General features: G+C 38.2%; 21 protein-coding genes. All 21 read right to left on the reverse strand.

Annotated elements, in window-relative coordinates:
- Positions 1-345, reverse strand: a complete 345-nt coding sequence (rplV, locus tag MKY29_RS21025; protein WP_090567832.1) for a 50S ribosomal protein L22 — start codon at positions 343-345, stop codon at positions 1-3.
- A gap of 20 nt (positions 346-365) precedes the next feature.
- Positions 366-644, reverse strand: coding sequence for a 30S ribosomal protein S19 (rpsS, locus tag MKY29_RS21030; protein WP_090567829.1), 279 nt, complete (start codon positions 642-644; stop codon positions 366-368).
- Between the two features lie 60 nt (positions 645-704).
- Positions 705-1,535 (reverse strand): 50S ribosomal protein L2, encoded by an 831-nt coding sequence (rplB, locus tag MKY29_RS21035; protein ID WP_090567824.1) that lies wholly within the window; start codon positions 1,533-1,535, stop codon positions 705-707.
- A gap of 42 nt (positions 1,536-1,577) precedes the next feature.
- On the reverse strand, positions 1,578-1,862 hold the full coding sequence (gene rplW, locus MKY29_RS21040; protein WP_090567820.1) for a 50S ribosomal protein L23: 285 nt from the start codon (positions 1,860-1,862) through the stop codon (positions 1,578-1,580).
- Positions 1,862-2,485, reverse strand: a complete 624-nt coding sequence (rplD, locus tag MKY29_RS21045) for a 50S ribosomal protein L4 (protein ID WP_090567817.1) — start codon at positions 2,483-2,485, stop codon at positions 1,862-1,864. Before rplD ends, rplW begins: the two co-directional genes overlap by 1 nt.
- A 26-nt stretch (positions 2,486-2,511) precedes the next feature.
- Positions 2,512-3,141, reverse strand: coding sequence for a 50S ribosomal protein L3 (gene rplC / locus MKY29_RS21050; RefSeq protein WP_090567814.1), 630 nt, complete (start codon positions 3,139-3,141; stop codon positions 2,512-2,514).
- Between the two features lie 44 nt (positions 3,142-3,185).
- Complete coding sequence (gene rpsJ, locus MKY29_RS21055; protein ID WP_042478628.1) at positions 3,186-3,494, reverse strand: 30S ribosomal protein S10; 309 nt, start codon at positions 3,492-3,494, stop codon at positions 3,186-3,188.
- Positions 3,495-3,886: 392 nt separating this feature from the next.
- The gene (locus MKY29_RS21060) at positions 3,887-5,203 is read right to left on the reverse strand and encodes a Na+/H+ antiporter family protein (protein ID WP_093495439.1); all 1,317 of its coding nucleotides are present in this window, start codon (positions 5,201-5,203) and stop codon (positions 3,887-3,889) included.
- Between the two features lie 137 nt (positions 5,204-5,340).
- Entirely contained in the window at positions 5,341-7,323 is a 1,983-nt protein-coding gene (locus MKY29_RS21065) for an ABC transporter permease (protein ID WP_340880684.1), read from the reverse strand.
- The gene (locus tag MKY29_RS21070; RefSeq protein ID WP_093495441.1) at positions 7,313-8,074 is read right to left on the reverse strand and encodes an ABC transporter ATP-binding protein; all 762 of its coding nucleotides are present in this window, start codon (positions 8,072-8,074) and stop codon (positions 7,313-7,315) included. Before MKY29_RS21070 ends, MKY29_RS21065 begins: the two co-directional genes overlap by 11 nt.
- Positions 8,075-8,172: 98 nt before the next feature.
- Positions 8,173-9,204 (reverse strand): sensor histidine kinase, encoded by a 1,032-nt coding sequence (locus MKY29_RS21075; protein ID WP_340880685.1) that lies wholly within the window; start codon positions 9,202-9,204, stop codon positions 8,173-8,175.
- Entirely contained in the window at positions 9,201-9,890 is a 690-nt protein-coding gene (locus MKY29_RS21080; RefSeq protein WP_093495443.1) for a response regulator transcription factor, read from the reverse strand. Before MKY29_RS21080 ends, MKY29_RS21075 begins: the two co-directional genes overlap by 4 nt.
- Positions 9,891-9,982: 92 nt before the next feature.
- A complete protein-coding gene (tuf, locus tag MKY29_RS21085; RefSeq protein WP_090567789.1) occupies positions 9,983-11,170 on the reverse strand; it encodes an elongation factor Tu in 1,188 nt (395 codons plus the stop codon).
- Between the two features lie 116 nt (positions 11,171-11,286).
- Entirely contained in the window at positions 11,287-13,365 is a 2,079-nt protein-coding gene (gene fusA / locus MKY29_RS21090) for an elongation factor G (RefSeq protein WP_090567786.1), read from the reverse strand.
- A 62-nt stretch (positions 13,366-13,427) separates the two neighbouring features.
- Positions 13,428-13,898: a 30S ribosomal protein S7 gene (gene rpsG, locus MKY29_RS21095; protein ID WP_090567783.1), complete on the reverse strand. Its 471-nt coding sequence runs from the start codon at positions 13,896-13,898 to the stop codon at positions 13,428-13,430.
- Positions 13,899-13,939: 41 nt separating this feature from the next.
- Positions 13,940-14,359: a 30S ribosomal protein S12 gene (gene rpsL, locus MKY29_RS21100; protein WP_090567780.1), complete on the reverse strand. Its 420-nt coding sequence runs from the start codon at positions 14,357-14,359 to the stop codon at positions 13,940-13,942.
- A gap of 98 nt (positions 14,360-14,457) precedes the next feature.
- Entirely contained in the window at positions 14,458-14,706 is a 249-nt protein-coding gene (locus MKY29_RS21105; RefSeq protein WP_340880686.1) for a ribosomal L7Ae/L30e/S12e/Gadd45 family protein, read from the reverse strand.
- A 135-nt stretch (positions 14,707-14,841) separates the two neighbouring features.
- Entirely contained in the window at positions 14,842-18,444 is a 3,603-nt protein-coding gene (rpoC, locus tag MKY29_RS21110) for a DNA-directed RNA polymerase subunit beta' (protein WP_090567772.1), read from the reverse strand.
- Between the two features lie 160 nt (positions 18,445-18,604).
- Positions 18,605-22,159 (reverse strand): DNA-directed RNA polymerase subunit beta, encoded by a 3,555-nt coding sequence (rpoB, locus tag MKY29_RS21115; protein WP_090567767.1) that lies wholly within the window; start codon positions 22,157-22,159, stop codon positions 18,605-18,607.
- Positions 22,160-22,369: 210 nt separating this feature from the next.
- Positions 22,370-22,990 carry a class I SAM-dependent methyltransferase gene (locus tag MKY29_RS21120; protein ID WP_090567764.1) on the reverse strand — a complete coding sequence of 207 codons (621 nt, stop codon included), beginning with the start codon at positions 22,988-22,990 and terminating at the stop codon, positions 22,370-22,372.
- Between the two features lie 76 nt (positions 22,991-23,066).
- Positions 23,067-23,429: a 50S ribosomal protein L7/L12 gene (gene rplL / locus MKY29_RS21125; RefSeq protein WP_090567761.1), complete on the reverse strand. Its 363-nt coding sequence runs from the start codon at positions 23,427-23,429 to the stop codon at positions 23,067-23,069.
- Positions 23,430-23,486 lie beyond the last annotated feature (57 nt).

A 23,486-nucleotide genomic window follows, 5' to 3' on the forward strand; every position in this document is an offset into this window, starting at 1 on the left:
TTATCCCTCCTTCTTCTCTGATACCACGATTGTAATGTGGCTAGTACGTTTGTTAATAGCACTTGCACGTCCCATTGCACGTGGGCGGAAACGTTTTAATGTTGGACCTTCATCAACGAAGACTTCAGAAACAACTAGGTTATTAACATCTAAATCATAATTGTGCTCAGCGTTTGCAATAGCAGATTTCAATACTTTCTCAACAACAGGTGATGCTGCTTTTGGAGTAAGTTGTAAAATCGCAACTGCTTCACCGACTTGCTTACCTCTGATTAAATCAACGACTAATCTTACCTTACGAGGGGCAATGCGCACTGTTTTAGCAATAGCTTTTGCTTGTGACATTTGAATGACCTCCTCTCAAATTAGCGTCTTGTTTTCTTATCATCTGCACCATGACTTTTATAAGCGCGTGTTGGTGCAAACTCGCCTAGTTTATGACCTACCATATCCTCAGTCACGTATACAGGAACATGTTTACGTCCGTCATATACTGCGATAGTTAATCCGATAAAAGTAGGGAAAATTGTTGAACGGCGAGACCAAGTCTTAATCACTTGTTTTTTCTCAGAGTCCTTTTGTGCATCGACCTTTTTCAATAAATGATCGTCTGCGAAAGGTCCTTTTTTCAAGCTACGACCCATGCTGAAACCTCCCTCCGTGATGACACCACGGTTCTATCTGTGAACCGTAGTAAAACCACTTTATTTTTTACGACGACGAATGATAAGTTTGTCGGATTTGTTTTTCTTGTTACGAGTTTTGTATCCAAGAGTTGGTTTACCCCATGGAGACATAGGTGACTTACGACCGATTGGAGTTTTACCTTCACCACCACCGTGTGGGTGATCGTTAGGGTTCATTACCGATCCACGTACAGTTGGGCGTTTGCCTAACCAACGATTACGACCAGCTTTACCAATGTTCACAAGTTCATGTTGTTCGTTTCCTACTTCACCGATTGTAGCGCGGCAAACACCTAGGATTAAACGAACTTCACCAGATTGTAAACGTACGATTACGTACTTACCTTCTTTACCAAGTAATTGAGCAGATGTACCAGCAGAACGAACTAACTGACCACCTTTACCAGGTTTCATTTCGATGTTATGGATAGTAGTACCCATTGGGATGTTTTGTAATGGAAGAGCGTTTCCAGCTTTAATATCAGCTTCTGGTCCTGACACGATTGTCATGCCCACTTCTAAGCCTTTAGGAGCTAGGATGTAACGTTTTTCCCCATCCGCATAATTAATTAATGCGATATTCGCAGATCGGTTTGGATCATATTCAATAGTAGCAACGCGTCCTGGTATACCATCTTTGTTTCGTTTGAAATCAATGATACGGTATTGACGTTTGTGTCCACCACCATGATGACGAACAGTAATTTTACCTTGATTGTTACGGCCGCCTTTACGTTTCACAGGAGCAAGTAGAGATTTCTCTGGCTTGTCAGTTGTGATTTCAGCGTAATCTAATGAAGTCATGTTACGACGTCCGTTTGTCGTTGGTTTATACTTTCTAATCGCCATGTTATTCCCTCCTTCTTGAGTATTAATTCCTTTTTACAAGGATTAGATTTCGAATAACTCGATTTCTTTGCTTTCTAGAGTTAACGTAACAATCGCTTTACGACGTTTGTTTGTATACCCACCAAATTTACCTACGCGTTTATATTTCCCTTTGTAGTTCATGATGTTTACTTTTTCAACATCTACTCCAAAGATTTCTTCAACAGCGTATTTAACTTGAGTTTTGTTGGCGCGAGTGTCCACTTCAAAAGTGTACTTTTTATCTGCCATTACTTCAGAAGAACGCTCAGTAATGACCGGACGTTTAATAATATCACGTGCTTCCATTATCCAAGCACCTCCTCTACTTTTTCTACTGCTGCTTTAGTCATTACAAGTTTGTTATGACCGATTAAATCTAAAACGTTAATGCCTGTTGCAGACACAACTGTGATTCCAGGGATGTTACGAGCAGCTAATGCTACTGTTTCATCTAAATCAGCAGTTACGAATAACGCTTTTTTATCGATTGAAAGGTTAGATAACACTTTCACGAATTCTTTTGTTTTTGGTGCATCAAATGCTAAACCTTCAAGTACTACAATGCTTTCTTCACGAGCTTTTGTTGAAAGAGCTGAAAGAAGAGCTAAACGACGTACTTTTTTAGGTAATTTAAAGCTGTAACTACGTGGAGTCGGTCCGAAAACAACACCACCACCACGCCATTGTGGAGAGCGGATAGAACCTTGACGAGCACGTCCAGTTCCTTTTTGTTTCCATGGTTTACGTCCACCACCAGCAACTTCAGAACGGTTTTTCACTTTGTGATTACCTTGACGAAGTGAAGCACGTTGAGAAATGATAGCTTCAAATAAAACAGATTCATTTGGTTCAATACCGAAAACTTTATCGTTTAATTCGATTTCACCAACTGAAGAGCCTGCTTGATTGAATAATGATACTTTTGCCATTCCTGTTTCCTCCTTCCTTAAGAGAATTATTTCGATTTAATAGCAGCTTTTACAACTACTAATGATTTACGAGAACCAGGAACATTACCTTTTACTAATAGTAGATTACGTTCAGCATCCACTCTTACGATTTCTAAGTTTTGGATTGTTACTGTATGTCCACCCATTTGACCAGGTAATTTCTTTTGTTTGAATACACGGTTCGGAGCAACTGGCCCCATTGAACCTGGACGACGGTGGTAACGAGATCCATGGGCCATTGGTCCACGAGATTGTCCGTGGCGTTTAATAACACCTTGGAAACCTTTACCTTTAGTAACACCTGTTACATCAATTACATCGCCTTCTGTAAAACTTTCTACCTTGACTTCTTGACCAACTTCGTAATTAGCTGTATCCAAGCCGCGGAATTCGCGGATGAAGCGCTTAGGAGCAGTGCTTGCTTTAGCTACGTGCCCTTTCGCAGGTTTATTAGAAAGCTTTTCGCGCTTGTCTTCAAAACCTAACTGAATAGCTTCGTAACCGTCTGTTTCAGCTGTTTTCTTTTGAAGTACTACGTTTGGAGTAGCTTCAATAACAGTTACAGGGATTAAGTCACCGTTCTCAGCAAATACTTGCGTCATACCGATTTTTCTACCTAAGATTCCTTTGGTCATTCGTCACACCTCCTATAATAATTTGTGTTTTTTATTTTTTACCATTAAAGTTTGATTTCAATATCAACGCCAGATGGTAAATCAAGCTTCATTAACGCATCAACAGTTTGTGGTGTTGGGTTAACGATATCGATAAGACGTTTATGCGTACGCATTTCGAATTGCTCACGAGAATCTTTATACTTATGAACAGCACGAAGAATCGTATAAACAGATCTTTCAGTCGGAAGTGGAATCGGACCCGATACACTTGCACCTGAACGTTTAGCAGTTTCCACAATTTTCTCAGCAGATTGATCAAGAATTCTGTGATCATACGCTTTTAAACGGATACGAATTTTTTGTTTTGCCATTACTTTCCCTCCTTTTCGCCTATTTTCTAGACATTCTCCACGAAAATTTTCCGCACACTCGCCATGGCAAAGCGGCCGGGTGTGTCGGTAACCTCTCGCTTCATCGCAGTCAAAGACCAACATTCAACATTATATACAATAAAAAAAGATTTCGCAAGTGTTTTTACGAAATTCTTTTTAATGTTATAACCGCATTACTTTTTCTATAATACTTATGTTTTTCTAAGCCGTTGTCTAGTATATAAAATTTAGATTGAAATAGCAACTGATATGAGTAATGTTATTTTTAGAATACGTAGTTCCTTTTATTACAATTTGCAACTGTTTCTCTAAAACAATTTCAATTAAAAAGGATATCCCTTTAATAGAGATACCCTTCCTTCTATTTATTACTATAGAACAAACACTACCGCTATCCATCCGAAAAGAACGAGTGGAATATTATAACAAAGAAATGTTGGCACACATGTATCCCAAATATGATTATGCTGTCCATCAACGTTCAATCCTGCAGTTGGTCCAAGCGTTGAGTCGGAAGCAGGTGAACCTGCGTCACCTAAAGCACCTGCAGTACCTATTAATGCGATTGTCGCTACTGGGCTTAACCCAAGCTCCATTGCAAGCGGTACAAAGATAGCAGCGATAATAGGTATAGTTGCAAATGATGAACCTATTCCCATCGTCACTACCAAACCTATGATCAACATTAGTAACACCGCTGCACTAATATTACCCCCTAATAGCCCTGAGGATGCTTCCACTAGACTTTCTACATGCCCAGTAGCATTAATGACCGCCGCAAATCCATTGGCTGTAATCATCACGAAACCAACGAATGCCATCATACGCATTCCTTCTGTGAGAAGTTCATCTGCCTCTTTCCTTTTTAACGCACCACTGACGTAAAGGACTACAATACCTGCAAGAGCTCCCGCAATCATAGAGTTTGTTGCTACTTGAACAACTAACGCTGCTATTAATGAAATCACCGTAAAGATAATGCTACTTTTTTTCACCTGTACTTTTAATTCGCTTACTTTTACTGCTTCTTGTTTATAGTTTCTAGGTTTGCGAAATAATACAAATGCCATTACTAACCCAAATACCATTCCAAGAGCCGGAATAGCCATCGCCTTGGGAATATCATTTAATGCTATCTCTAGGCCGGAGAGGCCCATCTGTGTAGCAACGATTTCTTGATAAATTGCACCAAATCCGTACGGGAGAAACATATATGGAGTAATTAAACCAAACGCCAAAATACAAGCAATCAATCTTCGGTCTACTTGTAACATGTTCAACACTTTTAAGATAGGTGGTACTAACAATGGAATAAAAGCAATATGAATCGGGATCAAATTCTGAGAGAACACAGCCATCATCAATAGCAATAAAAAGACTAAAGCTTTCACAAATCCTGTTTTATCTGAATCTCCCTTACTTTTCACTACCTTTAAAATTGCCAACACTAATAACTCCGGAATACCAGTTTTAGAGATAGCAATTGCAAAGCCTCCTAACAGTGCATAACTAAGCGCTATGGTCGCTCCAGCACCTAACCCACCCGTAAATGCATCGATCGTTTCTGCAACGGATAGACCTGCTGTGAGCCCACCTACAAGAGCACCTATAATTAATGAGAACACTACATTGATACGAAGTAAACTCAATACTAACATTACTATTACTGCAATTAAAACAGCATTCATATAAAACACTCTCACTTTCACACACTAGATTACTAATACGTAGAAGTTTATAATTTTACAACTCAAATGTCAATAGTCTATCCTCGTACTATTTATAAAAAACCTGAAATCCAAAAGAAATGGACTCAGGTTTTTTATTAAAATGCATTTTCTACAACTTTTCTATAATAGCCAGCAGATAGAATAGCAAATATTGAGTAAAGTATAATATATATACTCATCGTAATCAGTAAGGGAGCTACTAGTTCCGTACCAAAGAAAACCCATCCAGCTTTAACTGCGAAATAACTGTGTGAGAGACCGATTAATAACGGAAAGCCGAAGTTAAACAGCTGCTTCCGACGAATCCCCTTCATAATTTCATTAGTAGTAAATCCCATCTTACGCAAAATCGTATAGGCGCCCTTTTCTTCATCAGCCTCGGACATTTGTTTAAAGTATAATATACTCCCAGTCGCAATCAAAAATGCTAGACCTAAGAATCCTGATATAAAAATTGTCAGCCCAAATGAGTTTAATATATCTAAACGATAAATTTCTTGAGATTCTACACTAACTGTTTTTGTTGCTAGTCCACTAGGGTAAGGGATTTCTACTGATACTTTGTTCTCTTCAAATACTTCCTCCGCTTTTTTTAGTTGATCCTTTTCCTTCAACTCCATACCTACTATCTTTTGATTTTCATTTAGAGGATCATGAAGTAATTTTTGGAAATAGAAATCAGATACTATAACCGTAATAAAATTATAGTTATGATAATTTGGTACCAAGGATTCTTCTGTAACCTCAGTAATAAATATTTCATCCGTTCCAGTAGAAGTGATAAACTGAATTGGTTTTTCTGATTCCAGTCTTATATTCTCCGCACTCAAACTATCATAGCCTACTATATAACCCTCATCTTCCTTTAATTGAAGATTAGGTAACTTGTTTTGTATATCTTTCTGACTTACAACTTGCACTGTCAGTAGCGTGGATACATCTTTTTTTAGCGCAAATTCTTTCAAAAGAAGTGGACGGACATCAGCTTGAACCGCCAGTAAATCTAGGTCATGTCTAGTATATTGAATCCCTTCTTTGTCAAACTCATCTATTAAGTCAAAACCAGTATCCTCGTACATTACATAGTCATAAGACACTGAATCCTGCGCCATCGCATCTGCAGAGTAGTAAGAGATATAAGCTAATGTGAGTATTCCAAGTGTTGTAGCAGATAAAATCGTAATAGTCGTAAGAGACATTGCACTGGACTTCATGCGATGCATAATAGTAGACAAAGATAAAACATCTGCAACAGACATTAAACCTTTTTTACTTTTCCTTACCATATTAAGAATAAGCGCTACCGAGAAACGAAACACAAAATATGTTCCACCAATCGTTAAGGTTAGTATTAAAAGCAGTTGAATCAACATCTTATCTGGCGTCAGTGTTGGATCATCTAATAAATCTAATAGAGTAGTGGATAAATAGTAGCCGTATCCTATAAAAACAAGCCCTATAAACCCTAAGATCATTTGAAAAGCGTTGAATTTTTTAACCTTTTCGTCTGCAACTACTGTTGTAGTGATAAGGCTTAAGAGTGACACTCTCCTTATCCTCATAGCTGTTTGCAAAATCACTACCATTAGTAATAATAGAAATACAATTACAGTCCTTAGAAGAGCTTCTATAGAAAAAGAAAGTTCTACAAACGCATCCTTTTCTATTATTTTCAAAAGAATCATTACAAATATTCTCGATGTAATAAACCCCATAAATACTCCGAGGATAATTGCACCTAACCAAAGTATAATATTCTCAATTGCTATTAATCTGGTCACTAGCCCCTTTGGCATTCCTACTAGCTGATATAAGCCGATTTCCTTGCTCCGTCGATTCATAAATAACTTATTAGCATAAAGAACAAAGAAAATGACAATGAATAGGAGTAGATAAGAAGCTGCTTTTAAAATTGTTGCAGTCATACCATTACCAATTTCCTTAGTTATTGCTGGATTATACTGTAACGTTACAAAGGAATAATACAATGTAACGCTAAATATTAAAGCGAAGACATATAAATAATAATTTTTTGCATTTTTCCTCATACTTCTTAGAACTAACTGATTAAGCGTCATAGCCATCACCACTTAATACACTTTGGGTATTCATAATTTCACGATAGAATTGCTTCCGATCCTTTTCACCTTTATAGAGCTCCGAATATATTTGCCCGTCTTTTAAAAATAGTACTCGTGAGCAAAAACTAGCAGCCACAGGATCATGCGTAACCATCATAATTGTCACTTTTTTCTCTTTATTAATTTTTTCTAAGTTACTTAGTAATGCAGTAGCCGATTTAGAATCCAATGCCCCCGTTGGTTCATCAGCAAATACGATAGACGGATTACCCACAAGAGCTCTTGCAGCCGACGTTCTTTGTTTTTGTCCTCCAGATATCTCATTAGGATATTTGTTCAATATATCCTCAATTCCTAAAAGAGTTGTGATATCCTTTATCTTCTTCTCTGCCACAGTTTTAGGAACTTTTCCTACTGATAAAGGGAGATATATATTTTCTTTGACAGTCAATGTGTCCAGCAAGTTATAATCTTGGAAGACAAAACCAAGTTGTTCTCTGCGGAACTGGGCAAGTTTTTGTTCCTTCATTTTTTGCAGATTAAAATTGTTTATCTCTATCATACCTTCTGTAACTTTATCAATAGATGCTAACACATTTAAAAGAGTTGTTTTACCCGAGCCCGAAGGTCCCATAATTCCAACAAATTCCCCTTCTCGTACTTCTATATCAATATCCTTCAATACTTCCTGAGTATTTGTCTTTTTTCCAAACACCTTTTTAATTTTTCGACCTCGTAAAATAATCATGGTCTACCTCCTACCTTTTATTACTCTCATTTTACCCACTATTTAATAGAAAATCGTTTGTTTAAGGTGACAAACAAAGAAAGTAGATGACATTATTGTCACCTACCTAGTATTTGTTGTATCTTATTTTGTAAGGGGAAATGTAATGAAAAGGTAGACCCAATACCAACCTCAGAAACTACACTTATTGTAATTCCTAGATTTTCGGCAGAATTCTTTGCTAGGTATAGTCCCATTCCAGTGGAAGCAGTACTTTCTCTTCCCACCCTACCCGTAAAAGTTTTATCAAAAATTCTAGGCATGTCCGCTTGAGATATCCCAACACCTTCATCTTGAATGGAAAGAATCAAGTGACCCAACTCATCCTTTTTAGTATAGATCTGTATTTCTTGCCCTTCTTTACTATATTTAACTGCATTCGATATTATCTGCCGTATTATAAATGAAAGCCACTTTTGATCAGTTAGGGTATCTTCATCTAAATCTTTGGTTTCAAAACCTATATTACGCTGCATACACCAAGGCTTTAATTCTTTTATTTCCTGGAAAATAACACTTTTTAGATTTACTTCTTCTATCACATTATCTTTTTCTATAAAAGGAAGGCGTGTTTTATAAAGCTGTTGATCTAAAAGCATGTGTAACCTGAGCCATTCTACCTCTAATTTTTTTTTAAGCATTGAATCTTGCACGTTATCTAACATAAGTTTCATACTAGTTAGTGGGGTTTTCATCTCATGTATCCAGGAAAGTGCTTGGTCCTTTTCTTCAAGTAAAACTGTTTTAGAATCATTTAACTCCTGTTTCCCTAATAGAATAAGCTCTTGAAGCTCATCCATGATTATTTTATCGAAAAGGGATTGTCCCTTTGGTAATCTTGCAATAACCTGATCAAATGTAGAGTCTTTCTCACTTATACTAACAATACTATTTATAAATCTTGTTTCTTGATAAAATCTCCACAAAAAGAACATTAAAAACAAAAATAAATTTATACTATTCATATACAATAAAGAGGTATTTGTAAAGGAAACGTCTATTGTCAGTAGTATATTAATCCATAGCTGAAAAAAAACAAAAAATAAAATCCATGGAGTGCGTTCTTTTATATATAAGAGAAACAGCTTCATAGCTCACCCTTTGTTACCGCCATATATCCCAATCCTTTTTTGGTTATTATAACTTCTTCTAACCCAATTTGCTCCAATTTTAACCGCAGTCTATTAACGTTTACAGAAAGTGTATTGTCATTCACAAATTTCTCATCATCCCATAACTTTCTCATGAGATCATCTCTAGAAACTATTTTATCTACGAATTGGTATAAAATTTTAAGTATAAATAACTCATTTTTAGTAAGTTCAACCTCTTTATCTCCCTTGGAGATATTACTTCTAGAGTAATCTATAATAGCACCGTTCCACTGTACAATATCTGACTGTTCTTCAGTATAGTCATACGTTCTACGAAGGAGTGCCTGAACTTTCGCTAATAAGACTTCCATATTAAAAGGTTTTTGAACGAAGTCATCTGCACCCATTTGCATCGCCATAATCATGTCCATTGGATGATCTCTCGACGAAAGAAAGATAATAGGCACCTTTGAATGCACCCGAATCTCTCGGCACCAATGAAAGCCATCATAAGCCGGAAGCTGTATATCTATAATTACTAACTGTGGTTTCTGTTCTATAAATGTAGGAAGTACTTGCTGAAAGTCATTAGGCCCAATTACTTCAAATGACCAAAGAAGAAACTTTTCTTTTAATAAATTAAATATCGAAATATCATCTTCAATTAGCATAATTTTTTGCATTTTATTACCTCCTACGTACAGTGTACACAATTTTAAGTATAAAAAAAACCATCTCGTCGTCACGAGATGGTTTTATATTAAAGAATTATAGATTACTTAGTGATAGTAGCAACTACACCAGCGCCTACAGTACGTCCACCCTCACGGATAGAGAATTTAGTACCTTCTTCAAGAGCGATTGGTGAGATTAGAGATACAGTCATTTCGATGTTATCTCCAGGCATAACCATTTCTACACCTTCAGGTAAGTTACAAACACCAGTTACGTCAGTTGTACGGAAGTAGAACTGAGGACGGTAGTTTGAGAAGAATGGAGTATGACGTCCACCCTCTTCTTTTGAAAGAACATAAACTTCAGCTTTGAAGTCTGTGTGTGGAGTGATTGAACCTGGTTTAGCTAATACTTGCCCACGTTGGATCTCTTCACGAGAAACCCCACGAAGAAGTGCACCAATGTTGTCTCCAGCTTCAGCATAGTCAAGAAGTTTACGGAACATTTCAACACCAGTTACAGTAGTTGATTTTGCTTCTTCAGTAATACCGATGATGTCTACAACGTCACCAATTTTAACTTGTCCACGCTCAACACGTCCAGTAGCAACTGTACCACGACCAGTGATTGAGAATACATCCTCTACTGGCATCATGAATGGTTTGTCAGTTTGACGTTCTGGAGTTGGGATATAGCTATCTACAGCGTCCATTAATTCAATAATTTTTTCTTCCCAATCTGCTTCTCCTTCAAGAGCTTTAAGAGCAGAACCTTTAATTACAGGAAGGTCATCGCCTGGGAAGTCGTATTCAGAAAGAAGGTCACGAATTTCCATTTCAACTAATTCAAGTAATTCTTCGTCATCAACCATATCACATTTGTTCATGAATACAACTAGGTATGGAACACCTACTTGACGTGAAAGAAGGATATGCTCACGAGTTTGTGGCATTGGGCCATCAGCAGCAGATACTACTAAGATCCCGCCGTCCATTTGTGCTGCACCTGTGATCATGTTTTTAACATAGTCAGCATGTCCTGGGCAGTCAACGTGTGCGTAGTGACGAGTTTCAGTTTCATACTCAACGTGTGAAGTATTGATAGTGATTCCACGTTCTTTTTCTTCAGGAGCGTTATCGATGTCAGCATATGATTTAGCTGTTCCACCCATTTTTTTAGAAAGAACTGTTGCGATAGCAGCAGTTAGAGTTGTTTTACCATGGTCAACGTGTCCGATTGTACCAATGTTAGCATGTGTTTTGGAGCGATCAAATTTTTCTTTAGCCATTAGAGAAGTCCTCCTCAGTAATTGTATGATTTTTTATTATAAAAGTAAGGGACTAATAGCCCCTAGTCTTTCATATACTATAAGTTAGTTATACTTTAGTTTTGGTGAAAATTCAATTATTCACCTTTATTTTTTTTGATAATTTCTTCAGAAATTGATTTTGGTACATCTTCATAATGATCGAATGTCATTGAGAATACTCCACGTCCTTGCGTGTTAGAACGCAATGCCGTTGCATATCCGAACATTTCAGCAAGCGGAACCATTGAACGCACAACTTGTGCATTTCCGCGAGCGTCCATACCTTCAACGCGACCACGACGAGAAGTGATATCACCCATGATGTCTCCTAAATATTCTTCAGGAATAACAACTTCAACTTTCATGATTGGCTCAAGAATTACTGGGTTTACTTTAGATACAGCATTTTTCAATGCCATAGAAGCAGCAACTTTAAAGGCCATTTCATTCGAGTCAACATCATGATATGATCCGTCGTATAATTTTGCTTTAATATCGATTAATGGATATCCAGCAAGTACACCATTGTTAAGTGAGTCACGAAGACCTGCCTCAACAGCTGGAATGTATTCACGTGGAACTACCCCACCGACAACAGCATTTTCAAATTCAAAGCCTTTTCCTTCTTCGTTTGGAGAGAATTCAATCCAAACGTGTCCGAATTGACCACGTCCACCAGATTGACGTACGAATTTACCTTCAACTTTTGCTGAAGAGCGGAAAGTTTCACGATAAGATACTTGAGGAGCACCTACGTTAGCTTCTACTTTAAATTCACGACGCATACGGTCAACTAAGATATCAAGGTGAAGTTCACCCATACCTGCGATAATAACTTGACCAGTTTCTTGGTCTGTATGAACGCGGAATGTTGGATCTTCTTCTGCTAATTTTACAAGAGCAGCACCCATTTTGTCTTGGTCAGCTTTAGATTTTGGTTCAACTGATAAAGAAATAACTGGTTCTGGGAATTCCATAGACTCTAGAATTACTAGAGCTTTTTCATCACACAATGTATCTCCAGTTGTTGTATCTTTCAAGCCTACAGCTGCAGCAATATCTCCAGCGTAAACTTGTGAGATTTCTTCACGAGAGTTAGCATGCATTTGTAGGATACGTCCTACGCGCTCACGCTTACCTTTAGTTGAGTTTTGAACGTACGAACCAGCTTGTAATGTACCAGAATATACACGGAAGAATGTTAATTTACCAACGTAAGGGTCAGTCATAACTTTAAATGCTAATGCAGAGAATGGTTCTGAATCGTCAGAATGACGTTCAATTTCATCATCAGAATTAGGATCGATTCCTTTCATTGCCGGAATATCAAGTGGTGATGGTAGGTATGCAACAACTGCGTCAAGAACTTTTTGAACACCTTTGTTTTTAAATGCAGTACCACATACTACTGGATAGAATTCTACGTTTAAAGTACCTTTACGGATACCGTTAACTAATTCTTCGTTCGTAATTTCTTCTCCACCAAGATATTTTTCCATTAAATCTTCATCAAGTTCAGCTACAGCTTCAACTAGCTTTTCACGATATTCTTCAGCTTGTGCCATGTATTCTTCAGGAATTTCCACTTCTTGAATGTCTGTTCCTAAGTCATTACCGTACACAGTTGCTTTCATCGTTACTAAGTCGATAATTCCAGAGAATTCATCTTCTGCACCGATTGGTAATTGAATTGGATGAGCGTTAGCTTGTAAGCGATCGTGTAGAGTTCCTACAGAATATAAGAAATCTGCACCCGTTTTATCCATTTTGTTAATGAAAACAATACGCGGTACGCCATAAGTTGTAGCTTGACGCCATACTGTTTCAGTTTGTGGTTCAACACCAGATTGAGCATCTAGTACTGTAACCGCACCATCAAGTACACGAAGTGAACGTTCAACTTCAACAGTGAAGTCTACGTGTCCAGGTGTATCGATGATATTTACACGGTGATTATCCCATGCAGCTGTTGTTGCAGCTGAAGTAATAGTGATCCCACGTTCTTGTTCTTGCTCCATCCAGTCCATCTGTGATGCACCTTCATGAGTTTCCCCGATTTTGTGGATTTTACCAGTGTAATAAAGAATACGCTCCGTAGTAGTCGTTTTACCAGCATCGATGTGAGCCATGATACCGATATTACGTGTTTTGTCTAAGGAGAACTCTCTAGCCATATTGTATTTCTCCTTCCATATTCGGATTAGAGTATGATTTTAGATTGATTTTAAAGAATAGCTTACCAACGGTAGTGAGCGAATGCTTTATTAGCTTCTGCCATTTTATGCATATCTTCACGTTTTTTAACTGAAGCACCAGTGTTGTTAGATGCATCAAGAATTTCGTTAGCTAAACGTTCTTCCATCGTTTTTTCTCCACGAAGACGTGAATAGTTTACTAAGTAACGAAGACCTAGTGTTGAACGACGGTCAGGACGTACTTCAACCGGTACTTGGTAGTTTGCACCACCAACACGACGAGCACGTACTTCTAGAACTGGCATTACATTATTTAGAGCAGCTTCAAATACTTCTAATGCATCTTTACCTGAACGTTCTTTAACAAGTTCGAACGCTCCGTATAGAATTTTTTGAGAAGTACCTCTTTTACCGTCAACCATCATTTTATTGATTAAACGAGTTACTAGTTTTGAATTATAAATTGGATCTGGTAACACGTCACGTTTGGAAACAGGACCTTTACGAGGCATGTGTTTTCCTCCTTTCGACGAATGTCAAATTATTAATTAAATTATTTCTTTTCTTTAGGGCGTTTTGCACCGTAAAGAGAACGACTTTGCATACGACCAGTAACACCAGCTGTATCAAGAGCACCACGTACGATATGATAACGTACCCCTGGTAAATCTTTTACTTTTCCTCCGCGGATAAGTACAACACTATGTTCTTGTAGGTTGTGTCCTTCTCCTGGAATATAAGCAGTAACCTCTAACGTATTTGTTAAACGTACACGCGCATATTTACGAAGTGCTGAGTTAGGTTTTTTCGGCGTCATAGTACCAACACGAGTACAAACCCCACGTTTTTGTGGAGAGTTAAGATTAGTACCAGCCTTTTTGAAGCTGTTATAACCTTTTCCTAGTGCTGGAGACTTTGATTTCGTGCTTTTGGATTGACGAGGCTTACGTACCAATTGGTTAATTGTAGGCATCGATTATTCCTCCCTTCATTTGTTCTTGTTAATACCACACATCCAGGTGGTTCATTTTTGGGGTAAAAACAAAGTCTTTGTGCATTACACAAAAACTGTTACACAGTAATAGCTACTACTGACGCCGCTAAGCGCAGTCCACAAGCTTTACCAAGATCTACTTTAGACTCAACATAGTTAAGCGAAACATTGTTTTCCACAGCTGTTTGTCGTGCTAGTTCAATGATTCTCTCTTCTACATCTAGTGCAATATAAACTTCGTTGACAAGCCCTTTTTTCATTGCTTTTACTGCTTGCTTTGTACCTATGATTGTTTCTTTCGCTTGTTTCACTTTTTCATAAGACATTTGCATATCCTCCAAAGGTACAAGTCAAATAACTATCAACCTTAAATATATTATCATTCATTGAAAAAGGTGTCAACAATAAACATGAAATATTAGGGAGAAATAAAATTAGTCCTCCCTAATATTTTGTTTGTTTTATTCTGCGTTAACTAATTCTTTTTCAGTATCTGCTTCATTGTCTGTGATTTTAATTTGGCGATAACGTTGCATACCTGTACCTGCTGGAACTAGCTTACCGATAATTACGTTTTCTTTCAGGCCTAGTAATTCATCACGTTTCCCTTTAATCGCTGCGTCAGTTAAGACACGAGTCGTTTCTTGGAATGATGCAGCAGACAAGAACGATTCTGTTTCAAGAGAAGCTTTTGTAATACCAAGGATTACCGGACGACAAGTAGCAGGAATCTTACCTTGTAAAACTGCTTCCTTATTCGCTTCGGCAAATTGGTGGATGTCTAGTAGTGATCCCGGAAGTAGGTCTGTTTCTCCAGCTTCAATCACACGTACTTTACGAAGCATTTGGCGTACCATTACTTCGATATGTTTATCCCCAATTTCTACCCCTTGCATACGATAAACTTTTTGTACTTCTTTTAATAAGTACTCTTGAACAGTTGAAACATCTTTAACTCTTAACAATTCCTTAGGATCTACAGAACCCTCAGTAAGTACTTGACCACGGTGCATTGTATCGTTTAGTTGAACTTTTAAACGTGCATTGTACGGCGCCAAATATTTACGAGTTTCCACATTACCTTGAATTGTAATTTCTTTTTGACCTTCTCTAATTTCATCAATTTCAGTAACAGTACCTGAAATTTCGGAAATAACAGCTTGCCCTTTAGGATTACGAGCTTCGAAAATCTCTTGGATACGCGGAAGACCTTGTGTAATATCGTCTCCTGCAACCCCGCCTGTATGGAATGTACGCATTGTTAACTGTGTACCTGGTTCCCCAATCGATTGAGCAGCAATAATACCAACTGCTTCTCCAACTTCAACTGTGTCTCCAGTAGCTAAATTCAAGCCGTAACATTTTTTACAAACACCATGTTTTGTGTTACAAGTAAATGCAGAGCGAATTGTTAATTCGTCAATACCTGCTTCTTCAATAACACGAGCAACGTCTTGTGTAATTAACCCGTCTCTTTCTAAAATCAATTCATTAGTAGTTGGATGGAAAATTGTTTTCTTAGTATGACGACCGACAATACGTTCGCCAAACTCTTCAATAACTTCTGTGCCTTCCATAAGTGAACCGATTAGTAATCCACGGTCAGTTCCACAATCATCTTCACGAACGATTACATCTTGCGCAACGTCTACTAGACGGCGAGTTAAGTAACCTGAATCGGCAGTTTTAAGTGCTGTATCGGCAAGACCTTTACGAGCACCATGTGTAGAGATGAAGTATTCAAGTACTGTTAACCCTTCACGGAATGATGACTTAATCGGAAGTTCGATAATTCGACCAGCCGGATTGGCCATTAGTCCACGCATACCTGCAAGTTGAGTAAAGTTAGATGCATTACCACGGGCACCTGAGTCACTCATCATGAAGATTGGATTCATGTTATCTAGCGATTTCATCAGTTTATCTTGAATAACTTCCTTTGCTTTACTCCAGTGTCCAATGACACTAGCATAACGCTCTTCTTCCGTTATTAGACCACGGCGGAATTGTTTAATAACTTTATCTACTTTACCTTGTGCTTCTTCAAGAATTTCGCCTTTATCTGGAAGTACTACGATATCAGAGATACCAATTGTAATTCCAGCTTTAGTAGAATATTTGAACCCTAGAGCTTTCATACGGTCAAGCATTTTTGAAGTTTCTGTGATATGGAAACGTTTAAATACTTCCGCAATGATATTACCAAGAATTTTTTTCTTAAATGGCTGTACAAGATCCATAGACTCGATATGTTTTTTCACATCTGTAATCGTAGGAACGAAATATTTCTCCGGAGTTTCAATTTGTAAATTGAAATCTGTCGGCTCATTGATGTATGGGAACGTTTCTGGAAGTATTTCATTGAAAATTACTTTACCTACAGTTGTTAGCAATAGCATCTTATTTTGTTCTTCTGTAAATGTTTGATTGTTTACAGATGCTGCCGGTATTGCAATACGTGTATGCAAATGTACATGACCAGTATTATAAGCAATTAGCACTTCTTCCGGACCGTAGAATGTAGAACCTTCACCCATTGCACCTTTACGCTCAAGTGTTAAGTAATAGTTTCCTAAAACCATATCTTGAGATGGTGTAACTACTGGTTTTCCATCTTTCGGGTTCAAAATGTTTTGTGCTGCAAGCATTAGTAAACGAGCTTCCGCTTGTGCTTCTGCTGATAAAGGAACGTGAACAGCCATTTGGTCACCATCAAAGTCAGCATTATATGCTGTACATACTAGAGGATGAAGGCGAATTGCACGACCTTCTACTAATGTCGGTTCAAATGCTTGGATACCAAGACGGTGAAGAGTAGGGGCACGGTTAAGTAAAACCGGATGCTCTCTAATTACATCTTCTAATACATCCCATACTTCAGCATGCATACGCTCAATTTTACGTTTTGCACTCTTAATGTTGTGGGCTAAACCACGTTCAACAAGTTCCTTCATAACAAATGGTTTAAATAGTTCAATTGCCATTTCTTTTGGAAGTCCACATTGATACATTTTCAAGTTTGGTCCTACTACGATAACGGAACGACCAGAGTAGTCAACACGTTTACCAAGTAGATTTTGACGGAAACGACCTTGCTTCCCTTTTAACATATGTGAAAGTGATTTCAACGGACGGTTACCCGGGCCTGTTACCGGACGACCACGACGACCGTTATCAATCAAAGCATCAACAGCTTCTTGAAGCATACGTTTTTCATTTTGAACGATGATACTAGGAGCACCAAGATCCAATAGACGTTTTAAACGATTGTTACGATTAATAACACGACGATATAAATCATTTAGATCAGAAGTAGCAAAACGTCCACCGTCCAACTGAACCATCGGACGTAATTCTGGAGGGATTACCGGTAGAACATCTAAAATCATCCAATCAGGTCTGTTCCCTGAATTACGGAAAGATTCTACGACTTCTAAACGTTTAATAGCACGTGTACGACGTTGACCTTGAGCTGTTTTCAACTCTTCTTTTAATTGTTCTGTTTCACTTTCTAAATCAATTTCTGAAAGTAAACGTTTGATAGCTTCAGCACCCATCGCAGCCTGGAATTTAGTTCCAAACTTATCGCGATAAGCACGGTATTCTTTTTCAGAAAGCAATTGCTTCTTTTCAAGAGGTGTGTCTGCTGGCTCTATTACTACATAAGAAGCAAAGTAAATTACTTCTTCTAGTGATCTTGGAGACATATCCAAAATCAGACCCATACGACTTGGGATACCTTTAAAATACCAAATATGCGATACCGGAGCTGCAAGTTCGATGTGACCCATTCGTTCACGACGTACTTTTGCACGTGTTACTTCTACTCCACAACGATCACATACAACACCTTTATAACGAACGCGTTTATATTTACCGCAATGACATTCCCAATCCTTTGTAGGACCAAAAATACGTTCACAGAATAAACCATCTTTTTCAGGTTTTAATGTACGATAATTAATTGTTTCAGGTTTTTTAACTTCCCCATAAGACCATGAACGGATTTTATCAGGTGAAGCTAAACCAATTTTCATATACTCAAAATTATTAACGTCTATCAAGGAGCCTACCTCCCTTTAGTCTTGTGTCTTTTAAAAGACTTTTCCAAGTAGCTCTGCATTATGCAATTTTATACGGAAATACGGACAGGCATCACCTGTCCGATTCTTATTGTTTAATCTAGAATTTGCTTAGGACCCTCGCGGTACCTTTCGCTATTCTTTATTCAACTGTTCCAACTGGTTCTTCCTCCGCTGTGATTGGTAAAATACCAAGTGCATCAGCTGCAGGAATATCATCATCTTCATCTAAATCACGAAGCTCAATTTCTTCTTCATCGATTGTAAGCATCTTAACATCCATACCTAGACTTTGTAGTTCTTTAATCAATACTTTGAATGATTCAGGAACTCCTGGTTCTGGTACACTTTCCCCTTTAACAATTGCTTCGTATGTTTTCACACGTCCAACAACGTCATCGGATTTTACAGTTAAGATTTCCTGTAACGTATAAGCAGCACCATAAGCTTCAAGTGCCCATACTTCCATTTCTCCGAAACGCTGTCCACCAAATTGCGCTTTCCCTCCAAGAGGCTGTTGCGTAACAAGTGAATAAGGTCCAGTAGAACGTGCATGTAGCTTATCATCTACCATGTGGGCAAGTTTAATCATATACATAACCCCTACAGATACGCGGTTATCAAATGGTTCACCTGAACGTCCATCATATAGGATTGTTTTACCATCACGGTTAAGACCTGCTTCTTCCATTGTGTTCCACACGTCTTCTTCGTCTGCACCATCAAATACTGGTGATGCCATATGAACGCCTAGCAGTCTAGAAGCCATACCTAAGTGAAGCTCTAATACTTGCCCGATATTCATACGAGAAGGTACACCAAGTGGGTTTAACATGATATCAACTGGTGTGCCGTCTGGAAGGAATGGCATATCTTCTTCAGGAAGAATACGCGAGATAACCCCTTTGTTACCATGACGTCCGGCCATTTTATCTCCAACAGAGATTTTACGTTTTTGAACGATATAAGCACGAACTAATTGGTTAACACCTGGAGATAACTCATCGCCATCTTCGCGATTAAATACTTTTACATCTAATACAATCCCACCAGCACCATGAGGTACACGAAGGGAAGTATCACGAACTTCACGAGCTTTTTCACCGAAGATTGCGTGCAGTAAACGTTCTTCTGCTGTTAGTTCTGTAACTCCTTTAGGTGTTACTTTACCAACAAGAATATCTCCATCACGAACTTCTGCACCAATACGGATAATTCCACGGTCGTCCAAGTTGCGTAATGCGTCTTCTCCTACGTTTGGAATATCTCTCGTAATTTCCTCTGGTCCGAGTTTTGTATCACGTGATTCTGATTCATATTCTTCAATATGCACTGAAGTATATACATCATCTTTCACTAATCGTTCACTCATAATTACGGCATCTTCATAGTTGTATCCGTCCCATGTCATGAAAGCTACAAGTACATTACGTCCTAAAGCAAGCTCTCCTTGTTCCATAGAAGGACCATCTGCAAGAATATCCAGAGGTTTAACACGATCACCAATTTTTACAATTGGACGTTGGTTTATAGATGTACCGTGATTTGAACGCTCAAATTTATGGACTTTATAAGATGTTAAATCACCTTTAACTTCTTTTCCATCCACGTCTTCAATGCGTCTAACACGAATTTCTTTTGCTTCAACATGTTCAACAATTCCGTGGTATTTCGCAATAACCGCGGCACCTGAATCACGTGCATTCACATGTTCCATACCAGTCCCAACGAATGGAGCCTCTGGATTTAATAACGGAACAGCTTGACGTTGCATGTTCGCTCCCATAAGTGCACGGTTGGAGTCATCATTTTCCAAGAAAGGAATACATGCTGTTGCAGCAGAAACAACTTGTTTCGGCGATACGTCCATATAGTCGATTTGCTCTTTTCTGAACACGGTATTATCACCGCGGAAACGACCAACTACTTCTTCTTTCAGGAATTCTCCTTCATCAGATAATGGAGAGTTTGCTTGTGCTACCACATAGTTATCCTCTTCATCCGCAGTTAAATAGTCGATACGTGATGTTACCAACCCTGTTTCAGGGTCAACACGACGATATGGTGTTTCAATAAATCCAAATTTATTCACTTTCGCAAAACTTGAAAGTGAGTTAATAAGTCCAATGTTTGGTCCCTCTGGCGTTTCGATCGGGCACATACGACCATAGTGAGAGTAGTGAACGTCACGTACTTCAAATCCTGCACGCTCACGTGTTAAACCACCGGGTCCAAGCGCCGATAGACGGCGTTTATGCGTCAACTCAGCAAGTGGATTCGTTTGATCCATAAACTGAGATAATTGAGAACTACCAAAGAACTCTTTAATAGATGCAATAACTGGGCGTATATTAATCAATTGTTGTGGAACGATTGACTGTGTATCGTTAATAGACATACGCTCACGAACTACACGTTCCATACGTGAAAGACCTATACGGAACTGATTTTGTAGTAACTCACCTACAGAACGTAAACGACGGTTACCAAGATGATCGATATCATCTGTGTTCCCAACGTTGAACAAAAGGTTAAAGAAGTAGCCAATAGATGAAACGATATCAGCAGGCGTAATGTTTTTAATCTCTGTTTCCACATACGCGTTACTTATAACGTTAACTTCTTTTTGCTCTTCGTCATTTGGCGCATAAATCTTAATCGATTGGATTGTAATATCGTCCTCTAAAACACCACCTACTTGAGATAACGTTTTGAAGCCAATTCCATTTTCAAGATGAGGAATTAGACGATCTAGTACACGACGATCAATCAGCGTACCAGCTTCTACTAAAATCTCTCCTGTTTCTGGATCCACTAGCGTTTCAGCTATTGTTTGGTTAAACAAGCGATTTTTAATATGCAGTTTTTTGTTCATTTTGTAACGACCAACATTCGCTAAATCATAGCGTTTTGGGTCAAAGAAGCGAGAATATAACAGACTCTTTGCACTTTCCACTGTTGGTGGTTCACCAGGACGTAGACGCTCATAGATTTCTAGTAACGCTTTTTCAGACGTTTCTGTATTATCTTTTTCTAGCGTGTTACGTAAATATTCATTGTCACCGATTAAATCGATAATCTCTTGATCTGATCCAAAACCTAGTGCACGAAGTAAAACAGTAACTGGCAGTTTACGTGTACGATCAATACGAACATAAACTACGTCTTTTGCATCGATTTCGTATTCTAACCAAGCACCACGGTTCGGAATAACTGTTGATCCAAAACCTTTTTTACCGTTTTTGTCTGTTTTATCATGGAAGTAAACACTTGGTGAGCGGACTAACTGAGATACGATTACTCGCTCAGCTCCGTTAATAACGAAAGTTCCAGTTTCAGTCATTAATGGGAAATCACCCATAAAGACATCTTGTTCCTTCACTTCGTCCGTTTCTTTGTTGTGGAGACGTACTTTTACGCGTAATGGTGCAGCGTATGTTGCGTCACGTTCTTTCGATTCGTCGACGGAATATTTCGGTTCGTTTAAACTATAGTCGACAAATTCAAGTGATAGATTGCCTGTAAAGTCCTCGATTGGTGAAATATCTTTAAACATTTCACGTAAACCTTCTTCAAGGAACCATTCATAAGATGCCGTCTGAATTTCGATTAGATTCGGTAGTTCCAGCACCTCACTAATACGCGCAAAACTTCTGCGTTGGCGGTGTTGTCCGTATTGAACTAGTTGACCTGTCAACTCATTCACCCCTCAATTAAAGCGATATTAGGTCTTTTCGATATGAACATTTTAGTGTATGATATCGAAAGACAAAAAGAAAACGAGTTCTTAACAAGAGCTCATTTTCGATTAACCAAACTTTTTCTCGGCCAGTATACCCATTTCTACTTGTTTTTATTCAAAAGGGCATACGTCCTCAAAATAATATTTTTGCATTTTATTATAATATCATAGCGATTTTGTCAAGTCAATCTTTGTAGCTTTGATAATCCAATAACCTCTAGCTTTATCTACCACATCAACTTGACCAAAAATCTCTTCTAAATAACTAAAAGTTGATGGTGCCCCTTGTTTCTTTTGAATCACAACCCACAATTCTCCCTTTGAAACTAACTTTTCATAGGATTCATTATAGAAACGAAAAATAGTTTCTTTCCCAGCGCGAATCGGTGGATTAGTTATAATAGCCGCAAAGTTCGCAGTGTCAACCGCTGACAATCCATCACTTTCATAGATTCGTACATTTTGTATCCCGTTAGCAGCAGCATTTTTTTCTGCAAGTTGGATTGCACGTGTGTTAACATCTACCAAATGAACTGTTCTTTTCTCATTTGCTTTTGCAATAGAAAGACCTATCGGCCCATATCCACAGCCTATATCTAAAATTGAACCTTCTAGATCCGGCGCTTCAAAAGCATCGATTAATACACGGGAGCCAAAATCTACTTCGCTCTTACTAAATACACCTGCATCTGTTTCAAATCGGAAATTGTGCCCGAGCAACGTAAAATTCCAATGACGCGGTTTACTTTCCGTTTGAGGTTTCCTAGAGTAATAATGATCAGACACCAAATCACCCTCCGCAATACATACGAAGAAAAGCCCGTCGTTTACAGACGAGCTTTTTTCTTCGAATTGTACAAAATTACTTAACTTCTACGCCTGCGCCAACTTCTTCAAGTTGTGCTTTGAAAGCTTCTGCTTCGTCTTTAGAAACGCCTTCTTTAAGAGCTTTTGGAGCGTTGTCAACTAATTCTTTAGCTTCTTTCAATCCAAGACCAGTGATTTCACGAACCACTTTGATTACTTTGATTTTTTGATCTCCAGCAGATGCTAGGATTACATCAAAATCAGTTTTTTCTTCAGCAGCAGCAGCTCCGCCACCAGCAGCCATTGCCATTGGAGCAGCAGCAGTAACACCGAATTCTTCTTCAATTGCTTTTACTAAGTCGTTTAATTCAAGAACTGTCATTGATTTGATAGCTTCTAAGATTTGTTCGTTATTCATTATATTTTCCTCCTATTATGGATAATTTAGGCTATTAGCCTTTTAGTTGTGTTTAAG

Origin of the sequence: Psychrobacillus sp. FSL K6-2365 (assembly GCF_038003165.1) — a bacterium.
GTDB classification, from domain to species: domain Bacteria; phylum Bacillota; class Bacilli; order Bacillales_A; family Planococcaceae; genus Psychrobacillus; species Psychrobacillus psychrodurans.